The sequence below is a fragment of the Desulfomicrobium aestuarii genome (genome assembly GCF_055385525.1).
Genome location: NZ_AP042427.1, coordinates 86,903 through 108,247, shown reverse-complemented (window position 1 = coordinate 108,247; position 21,345 = coordinate 86,903). Strand labels below are relative to the sequence as shown.

Sequence of the window (21,345 nt, the reverse complement as noted above, 5' to 3'; positions counted from 1 at the left end):
AGGTGCCATCATGCCATTGCCAAAGAAGAAAACATCCAAGTCCAGAAGAAACATGCGCCGTTCCCACGACCATGTGGCCATCCCCAACGTCGTGTACTGCGAATGCGGCGAAGCCAGCCTGTCCCACTGCATCTGCCCCGGTTGCGGCAAGTACAAGGGACGCCAGTACACCAAGGCCGCAGATGCCTAAAGACATCTGTCTCGCCGTGGACGCCATGGGGGGGGATTTCGGCCCGGAAGTGAACGTTCCGGGCTCCCTCGCCGCCGCCCGCGAGACCGGCGCCAGGATCATCCTGGTCGGTGACGAGACGTCCATCCGCAAGGAGCTGGACAGGCATCCGCATGCCGACGTGGAACTCGAGGTCGTGCACACCACCCAGGTGGCGGGCATGGCCGAGAAGCCCTCGGACATCCTGCGGCGCAAGAAGGACAGCTCCATGCAGGTGGCATTCCGCCTGGTGCGCGAAGGCCGCGCCCACGGCTGCGTCACCGCAGGCAATTCAGGTGCCGCCCTGGCCTGCGGCATGTTCATCCTCGGCCGCATAAACGGGGTGGACAGGCCGGCCCTGGCCTCCATCATGCCGACGCTCAAGAAGCCCATCGTGCTCATCGACGTGGGCGCCAACGCGGACTGCAAGCCCTACAACCTGGTCCAGTTCGGCCTCATGGCCGAAGTGCTGGCCAGGCACGTGCTGGGCATCGCCAATCCCAAGGTCGGCATCCTGAGCATCGGCGAGGAGGAGGGCAAGGGCAACGCCCTGACCAAGGAAGCCTACGCCCTGCTGAAAAGCTCATCCCTGAATTTCGTCGGCAACGTGGAAGGCCGCGACGTCTTCACCGGCGAGACCGACGTCATCGTCTGCGACGGGTTCGTGGGCAACGTGGCCCTGAAGCTCAGCGAGGGGCTGGGATCGGCCCTGGCCTCCATGCTCAAGACGGAGCTCAAGAAATCCATCTGGTCCCGGCTCGGGACGCTCATAGCCCTGCCCGCGTTCAAGCGCTTCGCCAAGAAGATCGACTACGCCGAGTACGGCGGCGCCCCCATCCTGGGCCTCAACGGCATCGCCATGGTCTGCCACGGCAAGTCCAACGCCCGCGCCATCACAACCGCCCTGCAGCAGGCTGCGCTCTTCGTGCAGAAAAAAGCCAACGACCAGCTCGTGGCCGGCCTGCACGCCAACACGGAACTGAGCCTGTTCTCCAGAAGCGGCCAGGCTTCGGCCACGCGGCAGGAAGCCTCGGCGCTCTAGCCCCGGACTCGGCCCGGCGATCCCAAGGGAACGTAGGAATCACATGTCTTCACCGTGCTACATCTCCGGCCTGGGGCTTCATCTGCCCCGGACCGCCATGACCAATGCGGACCTCGAACGCATTGTCGACACTTCCGACGAATGGATCGTCACCCGTACCGGCATCACGAACAGATACTTCGCCCAGGACGACGAACCCTGCTCGGTCCTGGCCCTCAACGCCGCCCGCAAGGCCCTGGAGAACGCCGGTTTCACGCCCCAGGACCTGACCCACATCTTCGTCGGCACCTTCACCGGGGACTACAACCTCCCGACCACGGCCTGCCTGCTGCAGGACATGCTGGGCCTCAAGGGCCTGCCCGCCTTCGACCTGGCCGCGGCCTGCTCCGGCTTTCTCTATTGTCTGGAAACGGCCCGGGCGTTCACCAGCCTCCATCCGGAAGCCAGGATCCTCGTCGTCGGCAGCGAGGTCTGCACCTCGCGCATCAACTTCGAGGACCGCACGACCTGCGTCCTTTTCGGCGACGGAGCCGGCGCGGCGATCGTCACGGGCGCGGCCAATCCCGGTCCCGTCAAGGTCCTGGACGCCATGCTCAAGGCCGACGGATCCGTCGGCGGCCTCCTGACCATTCACGGCGGCGGCTCGGCCTGCAAGCCGGTCCTCGGGAAGCCCGTGGGCCCTGAATATTTCGTGCAGATGAACGGCCGCGACGTGTTCAAGTACGCCGTGCGCTGCATGGCCGAGGTCTCGGAGACGGTCCTGGAGCGCAACGGCCTGACGGCCGGCGACGTCGACCTCATCATCCCTCACCAGGCCAACATCCGCATCATCGAGGCCATCGCCAAGAAGCTCGACGTCGGCATGGACAAGGTCTACGTCAACGTCGACCGCATCGGGAACACCTCCGCCGCGTCCATCCCCATCGCCCTGACCGAAGCCGTGGCCAACGGTCGGATCCAGCCCGGAATGAAGGTCCTGCTGTCCTCGTTCGGCGGCGGGTTCACCTGGGCATCGGCCTTGTTGCAATTTTAGCGGTCATTGAGTACGCACTCAACTCCTGCGTTTCCAGCAACACCACGAGGTCAACCATGAGCGAACCGATCAAGACGGCACTGGTCACCGGCGGCACCCGCGGCATCGGCCGGGCCATCGTAAAAACACTTGCAGGCTCGGGGTACCAGGTTTATTTCACCTATGTTAGCCGCCCGGAGCTGGCCGAGGCCGTGTGCGCCGAGGTGGCCGCCGCAGGCGGGACGGCCCGGGGTTTCCTGCTGGACGCCAGCGACTGGGACGCGGTGGAGGCCTTTTTCGCCGATCACATCAAGGACAAGGTCAGCCTCGACGTGCTGGTCAACAACGCCGGCATCACCAAGGACGGGCTGATCATGCGCATGAAGCGCGAGCAGTGGGAGCAGGTGCTGAACATCAACCTCACCGGCGCCTTCGTCTGCCTGCAGCAGGCGGCCAAGATCATGCTCAAGCAGCGCCGCGGCCGCATCGTCAACATTTCTTCCGTCGTGGGGCAGATGGGCAACGCCGGACAGGCCAACTACTGCGCGTCCAAGGCCGGCCTCATCGGGCTGACCAAGGCCGCGGCCCTGGAACTGGGGTCGCGCGGCGTCACCGTCAACGCCATCGCGCCGGGGTTCATCGAGACCGACATGACTGAAACACTTCCCAAGGAAGTGCGGGACAAGTACCTTGAACGCATTCCCCTGGGCTGCCTCGGGTCGGCGCAGGCAATCGCCGACGCCGTGGCCTATCTCGCATCCGACCAGGCGTCCTACATCACCGGTCAGGTGCTCGGAATCAACGGCGGCATGTACCTGTAGCCGGATTCCTCAATACGTACGCATACACACTTTGGAGGAAAGCAATGTCTATCGAAGAAAAAGTCAAAGAACTGGTGGTTGAGCAGCTGGGCGTTTCCGCGGATGAAGTGAAGCCCGAGTCCTCCTTCGTGGAGTCCCTGGGCGCCGATTCCCTCGACCTGACCGAACTGATCATGGCCATGGAAGAGGAATTCGACATCGAGATCGACGACGAGGACGCCCAGAAGATCGCCACGGTCCAGGACGCCGTCAACTACATCAAGTCCAAGTCCTAAGGACCCGCACCGTCGACATGACACGGTACCCCGGTCCGGCTGGGGTACCTTTTTTTTCATGCACCGCCTTGCGGCCCCGTCCGCAGGGCATGTCCCACTTTTCGAGAAGATCATGATTGGTAATCGCGTTGTCGTGACCGGCCTTTCGGCCCTGACCCCCATCGGAAACACCCTGCAGGACAGCTGGGCCAACCTCGTGGCCGGCGTGAGCGGCATCGGCCCCATCACCCTCTTCGACGCCTCGGAGTTTGACGCGAAGATCGCGGGCGAGCTGAAGAATTTCGACCCAACGGCCTACGTCGGGGTCAAGGACGCCAAGCGCATGGACCGTTTCGTCCAGATCGCCGTGGCCGCAGGCAAGCAGCTCATGGAAGACTGCGGCCTGGTCATGGACGAGGAGACCGCGCCCGAGGTCGGCGTGCTGCTGGGCTGCGGCCTGGGCGGCCTGTCCACCATCGAGGACTTCCACTCCAAGCTCCTCAAGTCCGGCCCCGGGCGCATCTCGCCCTTCTACATCCCCATGCTCATCGCCAACATGGCCTCGGGGCAGATCTCCATCCAGACCGGCGCCAAGGGCCCCAACCTGGTGACCACCTCGGCCTGCGCCTCGGCCACCCACGCCATCGGCTACGCCTTCTCGGACATCAAGCTCGGCCGCGTGAAGGCCTGCATCACCGGCGGCGTGGAGTCGACCATCACGCCCATGGGCGTGTCCGGATTCACGGCCATGAAGGCCCTGTCCACGCGCAACGACGAGCCGACCAAGGCCAGCCGCCCCTTTGACGCCGACCGCACGGGCTTCGTCATCGGTGAGGGCGCGGGCCTGCTCATGCTCGAAGAGCTGGAGCACGCCAAGAAGCGCGGCGCCAAGATCTACGCCGAAGTCGTGGGCTACGGCGCTTCCGGCGACGCCTATCACATCGCCGCCCCCGAGGAGTCCGGCACGGGCATGGCCCAGGCCATGAAATGCGCCCTGCGCGACGCCGAGCTGGCCCCGGACCGCATCACCTTCGTCAACGCCCACGGCACGTCGACCAAGCTCAACGACAAGACCGAGACCAAGGCCATCAAGGCCGTGTTCGGCGACCACGCCTACAAGATGCCCATCACCGCCAACAAGAGCATGATCGGCCATCTTCTGGGCGCAGCCGGCGGCGCCGAAGCCGTGTTCACGGCCATGAGCCTCGTGACGGGCATCGTCCCCGGCACCATCAACCAGGACACCCCGGACCCGGACTGCGATTTGGACTACACGCCGAACGCCAGCCGGGAAATGGCGCTTGAATACGGAATCAGCAACTCGTTCGGATTCGGCGGCACCAACGCCTCCATCATCCTGCGCAGTTTCAAGTAACGATCCGCCGCACGCGCGGCTCAACAGAGTGGAGAAGCCATGGACGAACTCACACGCCAGGATCCGCAGATAGCCAAAGCCATCCAGCTGGAGACCAACCGCCAGATCACCAAGCTCGAGCTTATCGCCTCCGAGAACTTCACCTCCCATGCGGTGCGCATCGCCATGGGCAGCGTCATGACCCACAAGTACGCCGAAGGCTACCCGGGCAAGCGCTACTACGGCGGCTGCGAGTTCGTGGACATGGCCGAGAACCTGGCCATGGAGCGGGCCCGGCAGCTCTTCGGCGCCGAGTACGCCAACGTCCAGCCCCACTCCGGCTCCCAGGCCAACATGGGCGCCTACTTCGCGGCCCTGCAGCCCGGCGACACGATCCTGGGCATGAACCTGTCCCACGGCGGCCACCTGACCCACGGCAGCCCCGTGAACTTCTCGGGCCGCCTCTTCAAGACCTTCTTCTACGGCGTGGAGAAGGAAACGGGCCGCATCAACTACGACGAAGTCGAGGCCCTGGCCAACGAGCACAAGCCGCAGATGATCATTGCCGGGGCCAGCGCCTACCCGCGCACGCTTGATTTCGAACGCTTTCGCGCCATCGCCGACAGCGTCGGGGCCAAGCTCCTGGTGGACATGGCCCACATCGCCGGCCTGGTGGCCACGGGTCTGCACCCCTCCCCCATCAAGCACGCCCACTTCACCACCACGACCACGCACAAGACCCTGCGCGGCCCCCGCGGCGGCATGATCCTGAGCTCCGACGAGTTTGGCAAGACCCTCAACTCCCAGATCTTCCCGGGCATCCAGGGCGGCCCGCTCATGCACGTCATCGCGGCCAAGGCCGTGGCCTTCGCAGAGGCCCTGCGCCCCGAGTTCAAGGACTACCAGCAGCAGGTCCTGGACAACGCCAAGACCCTGGCCAAGGAACTGACCGACGCGGGCTTCGACCTGGTTTCGGGCGGCACGGACAACCACCTCATGCTCCTGGACCTGACCAGCCACGACATCACTGGCAAGGACGCAGAGATCGGCCTGGACCACGCCGGCATCACCGTCAACAAAAACACGGTGCCCTTCGAGACGCGCTCCCCCTTCGTCACGTCCGGCATCCGCCTGGGCACGCCGGCCCTGACAACCCGCGGCATGAAAACCGACGACATGCGCAAGGTGGCCAAGTGGATCGTCGCCACCCTGGGCAGTCTCGACAACGAGACGCGGCTGCGCGAAATCAGCAGGGAAGTGGAAAAGTTCGCGGGCCAGTTCCCGCTCTTCGCCTGGTAAACCGCGCCGTTTCCCGCCGGCTTTCCCCAACCACAGGGCCGCTTCCACGGCCCTGTGGTTGATTCGTTTCCAAAGAGGTGACCATGGACAACCGCATCCCCTGGCCGCAGTATTTCATGAACATCGCCTACCTCGTGGCCGAGCGCTCGACCTGCCTGCGCCGCAAGGTCGGGGCCCTGGCCGTCAAGGACAAGCGCATCCTGGCCACGGGCTACAACGGAGCGCCGGCAGGCCTGACCCACTGCCTGGAGATCGGCTGCCTCCGCGAACAGCTCGGCATCCCCTCGGGGCAGCGCCACGAACTTTGCCGGGCCCTGCACGCCGAGCAGAACGTCATCATCCAGGCCGCCATCCACGGCGTGAGCATCGAGGGCGCAGACATCTTCTGCACCACCCAGCCGTGCATCCTGTGCGCCAAGATGCTCATCAACTGCCGGGTGCGGGCCATCCATTTCGCCGAAGGCTACCCCGACGACATGTCGCGCGAGATGCTCGACGAGGCAGGCATCCCCTACCAGCGCATGGAGAGGGAGTCCGATGGCAGATGACGCGCGTTTCATGGGCCGGGCCCTGGAACTGGCCGAGCGCGGACGCGGCCTGACCGCGCCCAACCCCTGCGTGGGGGCCGTGCTCGTGCGCGACGGAGAGGTCGTGGCCGAGGGATGGCATACGGCCTGGGGCAAGGCCCACGCCGAGGTCGAGGCCCTGCGCGACGCGGCGGCCAAGGGTGTGGACCCGCGCGCCTGCACCCTGTACGTCACTCTGGAGCCCTGCAACCACCAGGGCAAGACCCCGCCGTGCACCAAGGCCATCCTGGAGGCCGGCGTGCCGGAGGTTGTCGTTGGCTGCGCCGACCCCAACGCCACCGTCGAAGGCGGAGGCGCCGGTTTTCTGCGCAGCCGGGGGGTGACGGTGCGCATGGGGGTGCGCGAAAGGGAGTGCCGGGACCTCATCGCCGATTTTCTGGTCTGGCAGACCACGGACCGCCCCTACTCCATCCTCAAGCTGGCCACGACCCTGGACGGCAGGATTGCCTCGCGCGACGGCCGCGCCGCCTGGATCACGGGTGAGGATTCGCGCCGGGAAGTGCACAAGCTGCGAGCCTGGTGCGGGGCCGTCATCGTCGGCGGCGGCACCTACCGCTCCGACGACCCGTCCCTGACCTGCCGCCTGCCCGGCCACGAAGGCCCGCAGCCCCTGGCCGTGGTCGTGACCCGCACCCTGCCCGACCCGGCCGGTCCCTCGAACCTTCTTTCCTCCCGGCCGGGACAGACCGTTTTCTGGACCACCAGGGCCCAGAGCGAAACCGCCGGTGCGGCGCGTCTGGCCGACCTGGGCGTCTCGGTCCGGGGCCTGCCGGCCCTGGCCGGCGACCCGGACGGCAGTCTGGACCTGGCCGAAGGTCTGCGCCTCCTGCGCCGCGAGCACGGCTGCCACTACACCCTGACCGAGGGCGGCGGCCACCTGGCCGGAGCCATGCAACGCCAGGGCCTGGTGGATGAGTTGCGCCTGTTCCAGGCCATGAAGGTCCTGGGCGACGAGTTGGCGCGGCCCCTCTTCGCCGGCCGCGGCTTTGCGGCCATGAGCGACTGCTGGGAATTCCGGCTTGAGGAGCAGGGCTTTTTCGGAACCGACATGTACCTTCGACTGCGACCAAAGGAGTAGCCATGTTCACCGGCATCATTCAAGGCCTGGGCCGGGTGGCGGCCGTGGACGGCGGGGGGAGCGAGACGCGCTTCACCCTGCGCCCCGACTTCGCCCTGACCGACTACGCCCTGGGCGAGTCCATCGCCGTGAACGGCGTCTGCCTGACGGTGGAAACCTTCGGCCAGGGCTGGTTCACGGCCTACGCCTCGGCCGAGACCCTGTCCGTGACCAACCTCGGAGGCCTGCGCGTGTCCGCCTCGGTCAACCTGGAGCGCGCCCTGGCCATGGGCGACCGTCTGGGCGGCCACATCGTCTCGGGGCACGTGGACTGCCTGGCCGAGGTCCTGTCCGTCCGCCAGGCCGGACAGTCGCGCATCTACCGTCTGGGCTTCCCCGAAGCCTACGCCTCCCAGGTCATCCCCAAGGGCTCGGTGGCCCTGGACGGGATCAGCCTGACAGTCAACGATTGCGGTCGGGATTATTTGGAAGTAAACATCATCCCGGCCACGCAGCGGGAGACGACCATCTCCGGCTGGGCTCCGGGACGGCGGGTCAACATGGAGACCGACGTCATCGGCAAGTATGTCCAGCGCATGCTCGCCCCCTGGAACGAGAGCCCGGCCCGGCCCCAACCTTCGAAAATCACCCCGGACTTCCTGAAAGAGCACGGATTCTGATCCGAGCCGTCCGGCGTCCAACCACGAGGATACCATGCACAGATGCACGGCCGAAGAGGCCATCAACGAGATAAAGGCCGGGAAGATGATCATCCTGGTCGACGACGAGGACCGCGAGAACGAGGGCGACCTGACCATCGCCGCCGAAAAGGTCACGCCCGAGGCCATCAACTTCATGGCCAAGTACGGCCGCGGCCTCATCTGCCTGGCCCTGGACCCGTCCCTGGTCGACAAGCTGCAGCTGCCGCTCATGGCGCGCCGCAACACCTCCAAGTTCGGGACCAACTTCACCGTGTCCATCGAGGCCAAGCAGGGCGTGACCACGGGCATCTCGGCCCACGACCGCGCCCTGACCATCCAGACGGCCGTGGCCGACGAGACCACCCCCGACGACCTGGCCACCCCCGGCCACATCTTCCCCCTGCGCGCCAAGCCCGGCGGGGTGCTGGTGCGCGCAGGACAGACCGAGGGCTCCGTGGACCTGGCCCGCCTGGCCGGCCTCAAGGGTGCGGCCGTCATCTGCGAGATCATGAACGACGACGGCACCATGTCGCGCATGCCCGACCTGAAGAAGTTCGCGGAAGAGCACGACATGAAGATCGCGACCATCGCCGATCTCATCGCCTACCGCTCCCGCAAGGACTCGCTGGTCCGCCGCGTGGCCGAAGCGCGCATGCCCACCTGCTACGGCGAGTTCACCATCGTGGCCTACGAGAACGACATCGACAGCCACACCCACATCGCCCTGGTCAAGGGCGAGATCAACGAGGAGACCCCGGTGCTGGTGCGCGTGCACAGCGAGTGCCTGACGGGCGACGTCTTCGGGTCCATGCGCTGCGACTGCGGCAGCCAGCTGCAGCGGGCCATGGAGATGGTCAACGACGAGGGCGCGGGCGTCATCCTCTACATGCGCCAGGAAGGCCGCGGCATCGGACTTGGCAACAAGATCAAGGCCTACCACCTGCAGGACGAGGGCCGCGACACCGTCGAGGCCAACCTGGAGCTCGGCTTCGCCCCGGACCTGCGCGACTACGGCCTGGGCGCCCAGATCCTGGTGGACCTCGGCGTGAAGCGCATGCGCCTCATGACCAACAACCCCAAGAAGATCATCGGCCTCGAAGGCTACGGACTGAAGGTCGAGGAACGGGTGCCCATCGAGATCCCGGCCTGCGACGACAACAAGTGCTACCTGCACACCAAGTACGCCAAGCTCGGCCACCTACTGCACCTCGACGCCGGGAAAAAATAATTTCGCACAAGGAGACGCCATGCTGCATATCAAGACCATCGAGGGCCAGCTTCAGGCCCAGGATCTCAAGATCACGATCATCGCCAGCCGCTTCAACGACTTCATCGTGGACCGCCTCATCGGCGGCGCCGTCGACTACCTGGTCCGCCACGGCGCGGCCCGCGAGGACCTGACCATCATCCGCGTGCCCGGCGCCTTCGAGATGCCGCTGGTGGCCCAGAAGGTGGCCAGAAGCGGCAAGGCCGACGCCATCGTCTGCGTGGGCGCGGTCATCCGCGGCGCGACCCCGCACTTCGACTTCGTCTGCAACGAGGCCACCAAGGGCATCGCCCACGTGTCCATGGAGACGGGCGTGCCCATCGGCTTCGGCCTGCTGACCACGGACACCCTGGAGCAGTCCATCGAGCGCGCCGGCAGCAAGGGCGGCAACAAGGGCGTCGAAGCCGCGGCCGCGGCCCTGGAAACCCTGCGCGTGCTGCAGCAGCTCTAGAGAGGCCGGGGATTCACGTGACGCACAACAGACGGCATCAACGCCGCTTCGCCTTTCAGGTCATCTATTCACTGAACTTCGCCACGGCCATGAGCAAGGAGCAGCTCGTCCGCTCCTTCGAGAACTTCTGGGCCGAGGAGGAGTTCGACATCGAGCGCGAGGACTCCTACGCCTGGACCCTGGTGCAGGGGGTCTTTGACAACCGCGCGGCCATTGACGAGATCATCACCCGGCATTCCCAGCACTGGAAGCTGAACCGCATCGCCAAGGTCGAACTGACCATCCTGCGGCTCTCGCTCTTCGAGATGCTCTTCACCCCCGACATCCCCTTCAAGGTGGCCATGAACGAGGCCATCGAGCTGGCCAAGGACTTCGGGGACGACAACTCCAAGACCTTCGTCAACGGCGTCCTGGACGCTGCGGCCAAGGACGCCGAGCGGGACAGAGAATAATACAGTCCGGACACACGACATCCTGAGGACAGCATGAGGCACTACGATTTCAAGGACATCGAGGAAAAATGGCAGAAGGCCTGGGAGGACCAGGCCTGTTTCCGGACCAGCGAGACCCGCGACGGCAGGAAGTACTACGTCCTGGAGATGTTCCCCTACCCTTCGGGGCGCATCCACATGGGGCACGTGCGCAACTACTCCATCGGCGACGTGGTGGCCCGCTACAAGCGCATGCAGGGCTTCGACGTGTTCCACCCCATGGGCTGGGACGCCTTCGGCCTGCCCGCCGAGAACGCGGCCATCAAGAACAACACGCACCCGGCCAAGTGGACCTACGAGAACATCGCCTACATGCGCTCCCAGCTGAAACGCCTCGGCTATTCCTATGACTGGGAACGTGAAATCGCCACCTGCCACCCGAAGTACTACCGCTTCGAGCAGGAGTTCTTCCTCAAGTTCCTGGAAAAGGGCCTGGCGTACCGCAAGAAGGCCCCGGTCAACTGGTGCCCGAGCTGCCACACGGTCCTGGCCAACGAGCAGGTCGAGGAAGGCCTGTGCTGGCGCTGCGACTCCGAGGTGCAGCAGAAGGAGCTGTCCCAGTGGTTCCTGCGCATCACCGACTACGCCGAAGAGCTCCTCTCGGCCCTGGACACCCTGACCGACGGCTGGCCCGAGCGCGTCCTGACCATGCAGCGCAACTGGATCGGCAAGAGCGTCGGCGCCGAGATTTCCTTCAAGGTCAAGGATCTGGACGAAAACATCACCGTCTTCACCACCCGCCCCGACACCCTCTTCGGCGCGACCTTCATGAGCCTCGCCCCCGAGCATCCGCTGGTGGAAAAGCTCATCCCCGGCACGGGGCAGGAGGCCGAGGTGCGCAGCTTCGTCGAGCGCATCTCCAAGATGGACCGCATCGTGCGCACGGCCGAAGACCTGGAGAAGGAAGGCGTGTTCACGGGCCGCTACTGCGTGAACCCCGTCACGGGCCGCGAGATGCCGATCTACGTGGCCAACTTCGTGCTCATGGGCTACGGCACCGGCGCGGTCATGGCCGTCCCGGCCCACGACCAGCGAGATTTCGAGTTCGCCACCAAGTACGACCTGCCCATGCAGGTCGTCATCATGCCCCGCGAGGGGACCTTGGAGCTTTCGTCCATGACCGAGGCCTACACCGAGCCCGGCGTCATGGCCAACTCCGCGAAGTTCGACGGCATGGACAGCGAGGCGGCCAAGCAGGCCATCATCGACCATCTGGCGGAGGCCGGCCTGGGCAAGCCCACGGTCAACTACCGCCTGCGCGACTGGAACATCTCCCGCCAGCGCTACTGGGGCGCGCCCATCCCGGTCATCTACTGCGACGCCTGCGGCATCGTACCCGTGCCAGTGCAGGATCTGCCCGTGGAGCTGCCTCTGGACGTCAAGGTCAACCCCGACGGCCGCTCGCCGCTGCCCGAGTGCGAGAGCTTCGTCAACGTGACCTGCCCCAAGTGCGGACAGGCCGCGCGGCGCGAGACCGACACCATGGACACCTTCGTCGAGTCCTCGTGGTATTTCGCCCGCTACCTCTCGGCCCGCAACGAGGACGCGGCCTTCGACCCGCGCGACGTGGAGTACTGGATGCCCGTGGACCAGTACATCGGCGGCATCGAGCACGCCATTCTGCACCTTCTCTACTCGCGCTTCTTCGTCAAGGCCCTGCGCGACGAGGGCTACCTGAACCACGACGAGCCCTTCAAGAATCTGCTGACCCAGGGCATGGTGCTCCTCGGCGGCTCCAAGATGTCCAAGTCCAAGGGTAACGTGGTGGACCCCGACGAGATGATCGTCAAGTACGGCGCCGACACCGTGCGCCTGTTCTGCCTCTTCGCCGCCCCCCCCGAGAAGGACCTGGAGTGGAACGACAAGGGCATCGAAGGTTCGAGCCGCTTCCTGAGCCGCCTGTGGCGCCTGGTGGACGAACTCGAAGAAGTTCTCTCGCCCGTCGGCCCCTGCGCGGCCGCGGATGGCACCCTGACCGAGGCCGAGGCCGAGCTGCGCCGCAAGGAGCACGACACCGTGCGCCGCGTGGAGCGCGACATCGAGAACAAGTTCCAGTTCAACACGGCCATCGCGGCCATGATGGAGCTGGTCAACACCCTGTACGCGACCAAGGACGAGGTGCGCGGCAGCGCAAACGGCCCCAGGCTCCTGTCCTCGGCCATCTCCTCCCTGCTGGTGGCCCTCTCGCCCATCGCCCCGCACATCTGCGAGGAGCTGTGGGCACGCCTGGGCTACACCCGGACCCTGGCCCTGGAGCCCTGGCCGACCCACGACCCCGAAGCTCTGAAGACGAGCGAGGTGACCGTGGTCGTGCAGGTCAACGGCAAGCTCCGCGGGCAGATCAGCGTGGCGGCCGAAGCCTCCTCCGAGGACATCCAGGCCCAGGCCCTGAACGATCAAAACGTGGCACGTCACATCGAGGGAAAGAACATTGTCAAAGTCATCGTCATCCCCGGAAAACTGGTCAATGTCGTGGTCCGGTAGGTTCGTCCTGCTGCTTCTGGGCGTCGTCCTGCTGCTGCCCGCCTGCGGGTACCAGCTCACGGCCAACGCGCCCATCGACCTGCCCAAGGACAGCACGCGCCTCTTCCTGGCCAAGGTCACCAACCCGACCACGGAAACCTGGCTCGAACCCATGCTCAGAAGCAGCCTGCGCGACGAGCTGACCAGCCGGGGCAACGTGACATGGGTCGACCGGGACGAGGCCGAGGCCACGGTCAACGTCGACGTGCGCTCCTACAGAACCTCCGACGCGGTCAAGGGACGCGACGACGTGACCTTCAAGTCCAGGGTCACCATCCAGATGGAGGTCAGTTTCTTCAGCACGAAGACCAGCGCCCTCATCTGGACGTCGGGGCCGGTGGTGGCCTCGGAATCCTATCGCGGCACAGGCGGCAAGAAGGACGCCACCCAGGGCGCCATCGACCTGGCCGTGCGCATGGTGGCCGACAGGCTGAGCCAGAAGTTCTGACCGGGCCATGGACAGACAAGGGTTCTCCTTCCTCGTCTGCGCGGACCCGGAGCTGATCCGGGACCGGGTGGACGAGCTCCTCGAAGGCAAGGGCTTCGCGGCCCGGGTATTCTGGGGTGACGAGGACCTGACCGACCGCTACTGGCAGACCCTGACGGTGCCCTCCATGATGGGGCCGCCCAACGCCGTGATCCTGCGCCGCGCCCAGGAGCAGCCCGACGAGTTCTGGGGCCGGATCGAACCGCTGCTGGCCATGGCCAGGCCCTCGGTCTGGCCCATCTTCTGCCTCGAAGCCGAGTGGGACAAGGGCAAGCCCAAAACGGCCAAGGCCGTGACCAAGGGCAAGTACTGGGCCGCGGCCCAGAAGCGCGGCTGGGTCTGGGAGCACCCCGGCCTGACCCGCTCGAACATCGGCCATGAACTGGACCGCTTCGCGGCCCGGCACGGCCTGACTTTCGCGCCGGGCGTGAAAAAGACCCTGGCCGAGTCCCTGCCCCTGACGACCATCGCCCTGCGAAACGAACTCGAAAAGATCCTTCTCCTGGCCGGCGATGCAAAGGCCATCCAGCCCGAACACCTGACAGTCCTCGGCTCCGACGACCCCTTCGACCTCTTCTCCTTCCTGCGCTCCCTGCAGAGCCCGCAGGGCCGACGCCAGGCCTGGGACCGGCTCATGAACGACCCGGCCATGGCCAGCGGCGACATGGTCTTCCCCGTATCCTCCCTCATGCTGCGCGAGGCGCGCATGCTCTGGCAGCTCCTGCACGGCGATGACGGCAAGGTGCAGCTCTACCCGAGCCTCAAGGCCGAAAAGGCGAACCTGGCCAAACGCCTCGGCCCCGTTCGCATCAGCCGCTTCTGGGATCTGGTCCTGAAGGCCGACACGGACATCAAGACCGGGCGGCTGAGACCCGCCCAGGTCATGGAAAACCTCGTCAAGGACGCGGCCCGCCTGTGGTGAGGGAGGCGCCGGCCCACTACCACGGCCACCGCCGGCGCCTGCGCGAGCGCCTGGCCGCCGACCCGCGGGCCCTGTCCGACTACGAACTCCTCGAACTCCTCCTGACCCACGTCCTGCCCCGCAGGGACACCAAACCCATCGCCAAGGACATGATCACGCGCTTCGGGTCCCTGGCCGACGCCCTGCATGCCGACCCGGACCACCTGGCCGAAGTGCCCGGCCTGGGCGAGGCCGCGGCCTCCCTCTGGCGCACCCTGCGCGAATGCTCCGCCCGTGCGGCCTGCCGCCCTCTGGCCGTCAGGGAGAAGTTCTCCTCGCCCGACCAGGTCCGCGACATGGTCTGCTCGCGCCTGGGGCATCTGACCAAGGAGGAGTTCTGGGTCATCCTCGTGGACAACCAGAACCGCCTCATCCGCTTCGAACGCGTCTTCCGGGGCACAGTGGATCAGACCGCGGCCTACCCGCGCGAAATTCTCGAACTTGCCCTGCGCCACCATGCCAGCGGCCTCATCCTCGTCCACAACCACCCCGGCGGCGACCCGACCCCGTCCCGCCAGGACCGCAACCTGACCGAAACCGTCGGCCGTCTGGCCACGGACCTGGGCCTGCGTCTGCTGGACCACATCATCGTCACCGGCCGCAGCTGTTCCAGCTTCCGCGCCCTCGGCCTGATCTGATTTTTTTGGCCTCAAGGGGCCGAAATCCCATTTTTCCGCTTGCCTGAGGATCGATTGGCCTTATAGTTGACTGAATTCGTTTTTCGCGGCCGAAATTTCGCGATTACAACCCCACGAGGAGACCACAGTGAGCGACGAAAAAACTTTTTCCCCCGAAAATGAAGAAATTCAGGGTGAAAATTCCGATACAGCCAGCGCCGACAGCGCAGCCCAGGAGGCGGAGATCCCGACCGTGATGCCGCTTCTGGCGGTGCGCGACATCGTCGTCTTCAATTACATGATCCTGCCCCTGTTCGTCGGGCGGGAAAAAAGCGTGCAGGCCGTGGACGCGGCCCTGAACGGCAGCCGTTACATCTTCATCAGCACCCAGAAGGACGAGAGCGTCGACGACCCCACTCCCGACGACCTCTACCGCACGGGCACCGTGGCCATGATCATGCGCATGCTCAAGATGCCCGACGGGCGGCTCAAAGTCCTGGTCCAGGGCCTGACCCGGGCGCGCATCCTCGACTTCGTGCAGCACGATCCCTACGACAAGGTCCGCATCGAGACCATCGATGAGCTCGTGGTCGAGAACCCGGGCCCCGAGGAGGAGGCGCTGCTGCGCTCGGTCAAGGAGCAGAGCGAGAAGATCCTGACCCTGCGCGGCATCGACGCGGCCGAGATCATGAACGTGCTCAATGCCGTGAACGAGCACGGCCGCCTGGCCGATCTGGTGGCCTCCAACCTGCGCATGAAGTCCTCAGAGGCCCAGCGCATTCTGGAGAGCCACGACCCCATCGAGCGCCTGAACCTGGTCAACTCGCAACTGGTCAAGGAGGTCGAGGTGGCCTCCATGCAGGCCAAGATCCAGAGCATGGCCAAGGAGGGCATGGACAAGGCCCAGCGCGAATACTTCCTGCGCGAACAGTTGAAGGCCATCCGACGCGAGCTGGGCGACAAGGGCGGCGAGGGCGAGGAGATGGAGGAGCTGAGAAAGACCCTCAACGCCCTGGGCCTGCCCAAGAAGGTCAAGAAGGAGGCCGACAAGCAGCTCTCGCGCCTGGAGTCCATGCACCCGGACAGCTCCGAGGCGACCATCCTGCGCACCTACATCGACTGGATCATCGACCTGCCCTGGAAGAAGGTTTCCAAGGACCGCCTCGACATCAAGGAGGCGGCCAGAATCCTGCACGAGGACCACTACAACCTGGAGAAGGTCAAGGAGCGCATCCTCGAATACCTGAGCGTGCGTAAACTCAACCCGACCATGAAGGGCCCGATCCTCTGCTTCGTCGGCCCTCCCGGCGTGGGCAAGACGTCGCTCGGAAAATCCATCGCCAGGTCCCTGGGCCGCAAGTTCGTGCGCATGTCCCTGGGCGGCATGCGCGACGAGGCCGAGATTCGCGGCCACCGGAGGACCTACATCGGGGCCATGCCCGGGCGCATCATCCAGTCCATGAAGGACGCGGGGACCGTGAACCCGGTCATCATGCTCGACGAGATCGACAAGCTCGGCAGCGATTTCCGCGGCGACCCGTCCTCGGCGCTGCTGGAGGTGCTGGACCCGGAGCAGAACAACTCCTTCACGGACCACTACCTGAACGTGCCCTACGACCTGTCCAAGGTCATGTTCATCTGCACGGCCAACATGCTGGACACCATCCCCTCGGCCCTGCTGGACCGCATGGAGGTCATCCGCATCCCCGGCTACACGGAGCAGGAAAAGATCGTCATCGCCCGCCGCTACCTCCTGACCCGCCAGGTCAAGGAGAACGGCCTCACGGATGAGACCCTGGTCATCTCCGACGCCGTGCTGGCCGAGATCATCCGGGGCTACACGCGCGAGGCGGGCCTGCGCAACCTGGAGCGCGAGATCGGCTCCGTCTGCCGCAAGTACGCCCGCCGGGTGGCCGAAGGAAAGAAGGGCCCCTTCCGGGTGACGAGCGCGTCCCTGGTCAAGCTGCTGGGCCAGCCCAAGTTCATGGACGAGGAACGCGAGAGCGCCATGCCCCCCGGCGTGGCCCTGGGCCTGGCCTGGACCCCGTACGGCGGCGAGATCCTGCACATCGAGTGCAGCCTCCTGCCGGGCAAGGGCAAGCTCATCCTGACGGGCAAGCTCGGGGACGTGATGAAGGAGAGCGCCCAGGCGGCGCTCAGCTACGCGCGCAGCAAGAGCGCGATGCTGGGCATCGGCGATGACTTCTTCGACACCCATGACATCCACATCCACGTCCCGGCAGGCGCCACGCCCAAGGACGGCCCGTCGGCCGGCGTGACCCTGGTCACGGCCCTCATGTCGGCCATCACCAACGAGCCCATCGCCTCGGACGTGGCCATGACGGGCGAGATCACCCTGCGCGGCCGGGTCATGCCCGTGGGCGGCATCAAGGAGAAGATCCTGGCCGCGGTCAGCCACGGCGTGAGCAAGGTCCTTATCCCGGCCCGCAACGCCCACGACCTGGACGAGATCCCCAAGGAGCTCAGAAAGCGCCTCACGGTCAGGACCATCGAGACCATCGACGAGATCTGGCCCGAGGTGCGTTCGGGCAAGCCGTCCTGAACACGATTCGCTTCAATGCATAAAATCCCCCGGAACGCATGGGCGTTCCGGGGGATTCTCGTTTGGTGCGGGCTCCGGAACCGAACACCTCCGGGACCCGTGTCCCGAGGGGCGGCGACTCACGCTCCGGGACGGTCCCCGCCCGTTGCGGCAGCCGCGTCGCACGGCAGTTCCACGATGAATTTCGCTCCTGCTCCGGGCTCTGACTCGACCCACATCCTGCCGCCGTGTCCGCGGGTGACGATGAAGTAGGAGACCGAAAGGCCCAGGCCCGTGCCGACGCCGGGGGGCTTGGTGGTGTAGAAGGGCTCGAAGATGCGTCGCTGCACCGCCGGGGCCATGCCCGGACCGTTGTCCTCCACCTCAATGCGCACCCCGCTCTCGACGTTGGCAGCACGGATGACGATGCGCGGGCATTCGGCGGGTTCGGACGTGGCCATGGCCTGGGCCGCGTTGCGCAGGAGATTCAGCAGTACCTGCTCGATTTCGGTTTCGGTGCAGTGAACTTGCCGCAGCCCGTCGGCAAACTCCCGAACGATCTCGATTTTCCTGAAATCATAGCTTTTCTTGAGATCGTAATCGCTCCTGGCCAACTCCACGGCACGCTCGACCAGGACATCCACGGAACATGCGGTGCGCCTTGATTCGCTGCGGCGGCTGAAATCGAGCATATGCCGGATGATGTCCGCGGCCCTGACGGCCGCGGCCTGCATGTCGACCACGAAGGACAGGATCTTGCGCTCCGACATGTATTTTTCGAGCAGGGCCATGTCCAGGCCGATGCCCTCGGCCACCTCGATGTTCCGCCGGAAGTCGGGCCGCGTCCGCAGCACCAGGTTCTGGGCGGACTGCACGATGATGCCCAGGGGGTTGTTGATCTCGTGGGCGATGCCGGCGGCGATGCCCCCCACGGAAACCATCTTCTCGGTCTGGATCATGATCTCCTGCATGCGCCGGGTTTCCGTGAGGTCGCGAGTCACGGACAGCATGAAACTCCGCCGGTCGATGGTCACGAACTGGCACGAGACGCTGCACGGTATCAGGGAGCCGTCCTTGCACCGCACTTCCATCTCGACGCTGCCGCCCTGTCCGGTTTTTTGCAGCCTTTCGACCATCCCGGCCCTCTTCGAAGGGTCGACGATGAGGCCCAGCTCCAGCGAAGTCCGGCCTAAGAGTTCGTCTCGTGCATAGCCCGAAAGCTGGACGAAGGCGTCGTTGACGTCGACGATGAGTCCGCTCTCCGGGTCCGAGAGGGATATGGCGTAGGGGGACAGCCTGAAGAGCTGCGAGAATTTTTCCTCGGACTGGCGCAGCAGCTCTTCGGACCGGCGCCGGTCGGTGATGTCGAGGTACGCCGTGGCCACGGCGTCGGTCCCGATGCGAAAGACCGTGACCGAGTAGAATCCGCAGATGCGGCCGTCATCGTAGGCCGTCTCGAAAAACTGGGATTCGAACTCCCCCCTGGCCACGCGACGATACATCTCGGGAATGTCCGTGCCGGCCAGGCCGGGGAACGCTTCCTCAATGGCCAGCCCGGCCAGCGAGGCGTGGTCGATGCCCAGCATGGTGTCCGCGGACGGGTTCGCCCCGTCCAGGATGAGCCGTCCGCCCTCGTCAAGTCGGTAGAAATGCATGCCCATGGGCGAGGCCTCGACGATGCTGCGGAACCTTTCCTCCGAGACGCGCAGGGCCTCCTCCGCCCTTTTGCGTTCGGCGATGTCGCGAAAAATCCCCTCCACCCCGAGGGCGTTCCCCTGAGCGTCGAAATACAGGCCCGACGAAGTGGCCACGAGGACGGGGCGGCCGTCCCTGCGCTTCAGGGTCACCTCGTAATCCGAGACCCGGCCATGGGTCCGGATGAGCCCCAGAAATTCGGCCCTCTTCACCGGATCGTACCAGAAAGTCTCGTTGGGACGGCCGAACATCTCGTCAGGGCTGTCATACCCGAGCAGACGCGCTCCCGAGGGGCTGACCATGACCAGCAGCCCGGCGGCGTCGGTGCGGTAGAAGACGTCCTGGATGTTGTCCACCACCGAGCGGTAGCGGCTCTCGCTCTCGCGCAGGGCCTCTTCGGTCCGCTTGCGCCCGGTGTAGTCGAAGAGGAGCGAGAGCATGACCTCGCGCCCCTGGAGGCTGATGACCTCCGCGGACCAGAGCGCCGAACGGATCTGTCCGTCCCTGGTCATGAACTCGATGGGGAATTCCTTGAAATGCCCCTGGCTGCGGATGAGCGCGATCGCATTGTCCCGCTGGGCCGGGTCGGCCCAGATGCCGACCTCCTTGGAGGTCCGGCCGATCTGCTCCTCCTTGGCGAAGCCGAGCATCTCGACCCAGCGCGCGTTGACGTCGATGAAACGGCCGCTCTCGATGTCGGAGATGACCAGGGGGGCGGGGCTGGAATGGAAGGCCTTGGCGAAGCGCTCCTCGCTCAGGCGGAGCAGTTCCTCGGCCTCCTTGCGCTCGGTTATGTCCCGACCGACGCCGATGATTTCCCGGATCTTCCCGTCAGGCCCGAGGACGGCGGAGTCGTTCCAGGCGAACCAACGCCAGCCGTCCACGGTCATGGCGCGCTGCTCCAGGTAGGCCGTGTGCGGCGGGACGAGGAGGGCTTGCATGGCCTCCCGGGTGGATTGACGGTCGTCTTCGTGGACCAGGGGCATGAACGCCCGACCCAGCAATTCCTCCTCGCTGCGGCCGAATACGCGGCAGTAGGTCGGGCTGACGTACAGGAAGCGCCCCTCGGAATCGACCTTGACCACGAGGTCGGTCTGGTGTTCGACGAGAAGGCGGTAGTTGTCCTCCCTCTCGACCGACGCCCGCAGGGACGCCTCCAGTTCCGCGGTCTTGGCCCGGACCTTTCCGCGCAGGCGAAGGTTCCAGACCACGACGGCGGCCAGCGCAACCGAAAGGCTCGCAAACCCGAGAAGGACTGGAATCCCGATCGCCATGGACAAGCCCCCTACGCCGCCAGGCATGGCTGAGTTGAAAGGTCGGGCGACACGAAATGATGTTTCGGCCCAACCCATGCTGACTAGAGTTGCGCCCCTTGCGAAACGCAATCCGCAGCACGAAGCGGCCGGAAAGAGGAAAACCTTTCCGGCCCCCTCCCCTCTGCCGGTTTACGGGATGAGCGAATCGGAAATCTCCTTGAAGAGATCGGCCAGACAGACCACGCCGATGATGCGCCCGCCCTCCTCCACCACGGCCCGACCGCGGCGGTAGTCGAGGAAGACCTCAAGCACCCTGGCCAGGGGGTCGTTGGGCTTGAGCATGGGGATGTCGTGCTGCAGGCAGTCGGTGATGCGGACTTGGGCGCAGCTGCGGCAGGCGATGGAGAACGCCCGGTCCCAGTCCACCTCGTTGCCGTCCAGGACCGAGCCCTTGAGCAGGCACGGCCCGATTCCCTGGATCAGGTTCCACATGGACAGGATGCCCATGAACTTCTCGCTCTTGGAAAAAACCAGCACGAAGCTGCCGTCGGGCTGCCTGCCGCGGATGTCCCGCAGGGCGCCGATGGCTTCGGACAGGCTCGCGTCCTCGCGCACGACGGCGAAATCCGACCGCATGATATCCCAGACCCTCTTGCGAACCAGCATGATGAACTCCCGTGTTGAGTATGTGGAAAAACAGGGTCCGCCCCTGTGGTGTCC

20 protein-coding genes are annotated in these 21,345 nt (G+C 65.5%); 18 read left to right on the top strand and 2 right to left on the bottom strand.

The genetic code is table 11. The features are described 5' to 3' along the window. Positions 1–10: 10 nt before the first annotated feature. From rpmF to lon, 18 genes are all read left to right on the top strand, one after another. Entirely contained in the window at positions 11–190 is a 180-nt protein-coding gene (rpmF, locus tag ACZ5AC_RS00500) for a 50S ribosomal protein L32 (RefSeq protein ID WP_012805285.1), read from the top strand. Beyond that, complete coding sequence (plsX, locus tag ACZ5AC_RS00495) at positions 183–1,250, top strand: phosphate acyltransferase PlsX (protein ID WP_464249012.1); 1,068 nt, start codon at positions 183–185, stop codon at positions 1,248–1,250. The genes rpmF and plsX overlap by 8 nt, the downstream gene beginning before the upstream one ends. A 43-nt stretch (positions 1,251–1,293) precedes the next feature. After that, on the top strand, positions 1,294–2,283 hold the full coding sequence (locus ACZ5AC_RS00490; protein WP_464249011.1) for a beta-ketoacyl-ACP synthase III: 990 nt from the start codon (positions 1,294–1,296) through the stop codon (positions 2,281–2,283). Between the two features lie 56 nt (positions 2,284–2,339). Continuing rightward, positions 2,340–3,083: a 3-oxoacyl-[acyl-carrier-protein] reductase gene (gene fabG, locus ACZ5AC_RS00485; protein ID WP_464249010.1), complete on the top strand. Its 744-nt coding sequence runs from the start codon at positions 2,340–2,342 to the stop codon at positions 3,081–3,083. 44 nt (positions 3,084–3,127) lie between these two features. Then, the gene (gene acpP, locus ACZ5AC_RS00480; protein WP_028577126.1) at positions 3,128–3,358 is read left to right on the top strand and encodes an acyl carrier protein; all 231 of its coding nucleotides are present in this window, start codon (positions 3,128–3,130) and stop codon (positions 3,356–3,358) included. Between the two features lie 112 nt (positions 3,359–3,470). Next, positions 3,471–4,712 (top strand): beta-ketoacyl-ACP synthase II, encoded by a 1,242-nt coding sequence (gene fabF, locus ACZ5AC_RS00475; RefSeq protein ID WP_464249009.1) that lies wholly within the window; start codon positions 3,471–3,473, stop codon positions 4,710–4,712. Positions 4,713–4,751: 39 nt separating this feature from the next. Then, positions 4,752–5,990, top strand: coding sequence for a serine hydroxymethyltransferase (gene glyA / locus ACZ5AC_RS00470; protein WP_464249008.1), 1,239 nt, complete (start codon positions 4,752–4,754; stop codon positions 5,988–5,990). A gap of 83 nt (positions 5,991–6,073) precedes the next feature. Further along, on the top strand, positions 6,074–6,538 hold the full coding sequence (locus tag ACZ5AC_RS00465) for a deoxycytidylate deaminase (protein ID WP_464249007.1): 465 nt from the start codon (positions 6,074–6,076) through the stop codon (positions 6,536–6,538). Next, positions 6,528–7,655, top strand: a complete 1,128-nt coding sequence (gene ribD, locus ACZ5AC_RS00460; RefSeq protein WP_464249006.1) for a bifunctional diaminohydroxyphosphoribosylaminopyrimidine deaminase/5-amino-6-(5-phosphoribosylamino)uracil reductase RibD — start codon at positions 6,528–6,530, stop codon at positions 7,653–7,655. Before ACZ5AC_RS00465 ends, ribD begins: the two co-directional genes overlap by 11 nt. A gap of 2 nt (positions 7,656–7,657) precedes the next feature. After that, the gene (locus ACZ5AC_RS00455; RefSeq protein ID WP_464249005.1) at positions 7,658–8,314 is read left to right on the top strand and encodes a riboflavin synthase; all 657 of its coding nucleotides are present in this window, start codon (positions 7,658–7,660) and stop codon (positions 8,312–8,314) included. A 34-nt stretch (positions 8,315–8,348) separates the two neighbouring features. Then, entirely contained in the window at positions 8,349–9,563 is a 1,215-nt protein-coding gene (locus ACZ5AC_RS00450; RefSeq protein WP_464249004.1) for a bifunctional 3,4-dihydroxy-2-butanone-4-phosphate synthase/GTP cyclohydrolase II, read from the top strand. A gap of 19 nt (positions 9,564–9,582) precedes the next feature. Then, the gene (gene ribH, locus ACZ5AC_RS00445) at positions 9,583–10,053 is read left to right on the top strand and encodes a 6,7-dimethyl-8-ribityllumazine synthase (protein ID WP_028577133.1); all 471 of its coding nucleotides are present in this window, start codon (positions 9,583–9,585) and stop codon (positions 10,051–10,053) included. A 17-nt stretch (positions 10,054–10,070) separates the two neighbouring features. Further along, the gene (nusB, locus tag ACZ5AC_RS00440) at positions 10,071–10,505 is read left to right on the top strand and encodes a transcription antitermination factor NusB (protein WP_464249003.1); all 435 of its coding nucleotides are present in this window, start codon (positions 10,071–10,073) and stop codon (positions 10,503–10,505) included. A 33-nt stretch (positions 10,506–10,538) separates the two neighbouring features. Continuing rightward, a complete protein-coding gene (gene leuS, locus ACZ5AC_RS00435; RefSeq protein ID WP_464249002.1) occupies positions 10,539–13,028 on the top strand; it encodes a leucine--tRNA ligase in 2,490 nt (829 codons plus the stop codon). Further along, entirely contained in the window at positions 13,012–13,515 is a 504-nt protein-coding gene (gene lptE, locus ACZ5AC_RS00430) for an LPS assembly lipoprotein LptE (RefSeq protein ID WP_464249001.1), read from the top strand. Before leuS ends, lptE begins: the two co-directional genes overlap by 17 nt. A 7-nt stretch (positions 13,516–13,522) precedes the next feature. Beyond that, positions 13,523–14,476 carry a DNA polymerase III subunit delta gene (locus ACZ5AC_RS00425; protein ID WP_464249000.1) on the top strand — a complete coding sequence of 318 codons (954 nt, stop codon included), beginning with the start codon at positions 13,523–13,525 and terminating at the stop codon, positions 14,474–14,476. Then, positions 14,473–15,153 carry a RadC family protein gene (gene radC, locus ACZ5AC_RS00420; RefSeq protein ID WP_464250637.1) on the top strand — a complete coding sequence of 227 codons (681 nt, stop codon included), beginning with the start codon at positions 14,473–14,475 and terminating at the stop codon, positions 15,151–15,153. Before ACZ5AC_RS00425 ends, radC begins: the two co-directional genes overlap by 4 nt. Before the next feature lie 127 nt (positions 15,154–15,280). Continuing rightward, a complete protein-coding gene (gene lon / locus ACZ5AC_RS00415) occupies positions 15,281–17,695 on the top strand; it encodes an endopeptidase La (RefSeq protein ID WP_464248999.1) in 2,415 nt (804 codons plus the stop codon). A 119-nt stretch (positions 17,696–17,814) separates the two neighbouring features. On the opposite strand, the gene ACZ5AC_RS00410 is transcribed toward lon, so the two are convergent. Both ACZ5AC_RS00410 and ACZ5AC_RS00405 read right to left on the bottom strand, forming a co-directional pair. Continuing rightward, a complete protein-coding gene (locus tag ACZ5AC_RS00410) occupies positions 17,815–20,643 on the bottom strand; it encodes a PAS domain-containing sensor histidine kinase (protein ID WP_464248998.1) in 2,829 nt (942 codons plus the stop codon). 171 nt (positions 20,644–20,814) lie between these two features. Beyond that, positions 20,815–21,291, bottom strand: a complete 477-nt coding sequence (locus tag ACZ5AC_RS00405) for a CBS domain-containing protein (protein WP_464248997.1) — start codon at positions 21,289–21,291, stop codon at positions 20,815–20,817. Between the last annotated feature and the right edge of the window lie 54 nt (positions 21,292–21,345).

Excerpts from the sequence above, each read along its gene's own strand:
- rpmF (WP_012805285.1), top strand. The coding sequence starts at position 11 with ATGCCATTGCCAAAGAAGAAAACATCCAAGTCCAGAAGAAACATGCGC.
- plsX (WP_464249012.1), top strand. The coding sequence starts at position 183 with ATGCCTAAAGACATCTGTCTCGCCGTGGACGCCATGGGGGGGGATTTC.
- ACZ5AC_RS00490 (WP_464249011.1), top strand. The coding sequence starts at position 1,294 with ATGTCTTCACCGTGCTACATCTCCGGCCTGGGGCTTCATCTGCCCCGG.
- fabG (WP_464249010.1), top strand. The coding sequence starts at position 2,340 with ATGAGCGAACCGATCAAGACGGCACTGGTCACCGGCGGCACCCGCGGC.
- acpP (WP_028577126.1), top strand. The coding sequence starts at position 3,128 with ATGTCTATCGAAGAAAAAGTCAAAGAACTGGTGGTTGAGCAGCTGGGC.
- fabF (WP_464249009.1), top strand. The coding sequence starts at position 3,471 with ATGATTGGTAATCGCGTTGTCGTGACCGGCCTTTCGGCCCTGACCCCC.
- glyA (WP_464249008.1), top strand. The coding sequence starts at position 4,752 with ATGGACGAACTCACACGCCAGGATCCGCAGATAGCCAAAGCCATCCAG.
- ACZ5AC_RS00465 (WP_464249007.1), top strand. The coding sequence starts at position 6,074 with ATGGACAACCGCATCCCCTGGCCGCAGTATTTCATGAACATCGCCTAC.
- ribD (WP_464249006.1), top strand. The coding sequence starts at position 6,528 with ATGGCAGATGACGCGCGTTTCATGGGCCGGGCCCTGGAACTGGCCGAG.
- ACZ5AC_RS00455 (WP_464249005.1), top strand. The coding sequence starts at position 7,658 with ATGTTCACCGGCATCATTCAAGGCCTGGGCCGGGTGGCGGCCGTGGAC.
- ACZ5AC_RS00450 (WP_464249004.1), top strand. The coding sequence starts at position 8,349 with ATGCACAGATGCACGGCCGAAGAGGCCATCAACGAGATAAAGGCCGGG.
- ribH (WP_028577133.1), top strand. The coding sequence starts at position 9,583 with ATGCTGCATATCAAGACCATCGAGGGCCAGCTTCAGGCCCAGGATCTC.
- leuS (WP_464249002.1), top strand. The coding sequence starts at position 10,539 with ATGAGGCACTACGATTTCAAGGACATCGAGGAAAAATGGCAGAAGGCC.
- lptE (WP_464249001.1), top strand. The coding sequence starts at position 13,012 with ATGTCGTGGTCCGGTAGGTTCGTCCTGCTGCTTCTGGGCGTCGTCCTG.
- ACZ5AC_RS00425 (WP_464249000.1), top strand. The coding sequence starts at position 13,523 with ATGGACAGACAAGGGTTCTCCTTCCTCGTCTGCGCGGACCCGGAGCTG.
- ACZ5AC_RS00410 (WP_464248998.1), bottom strand. The coding sequence starts at position 20,643 with ATGGCGATCGGGATTCCAGTCCTTCTCGGGTTTGCGAGCCTTTCGGTT.
- ACZ5AC_RS00405 (WP_464248997.1), bottom strand. The coding sequence starts at position 21,291 with ATGCTGGTTCGCAAGAGGGTCTGGGATATCATGCGGTCGGATTTCGCC.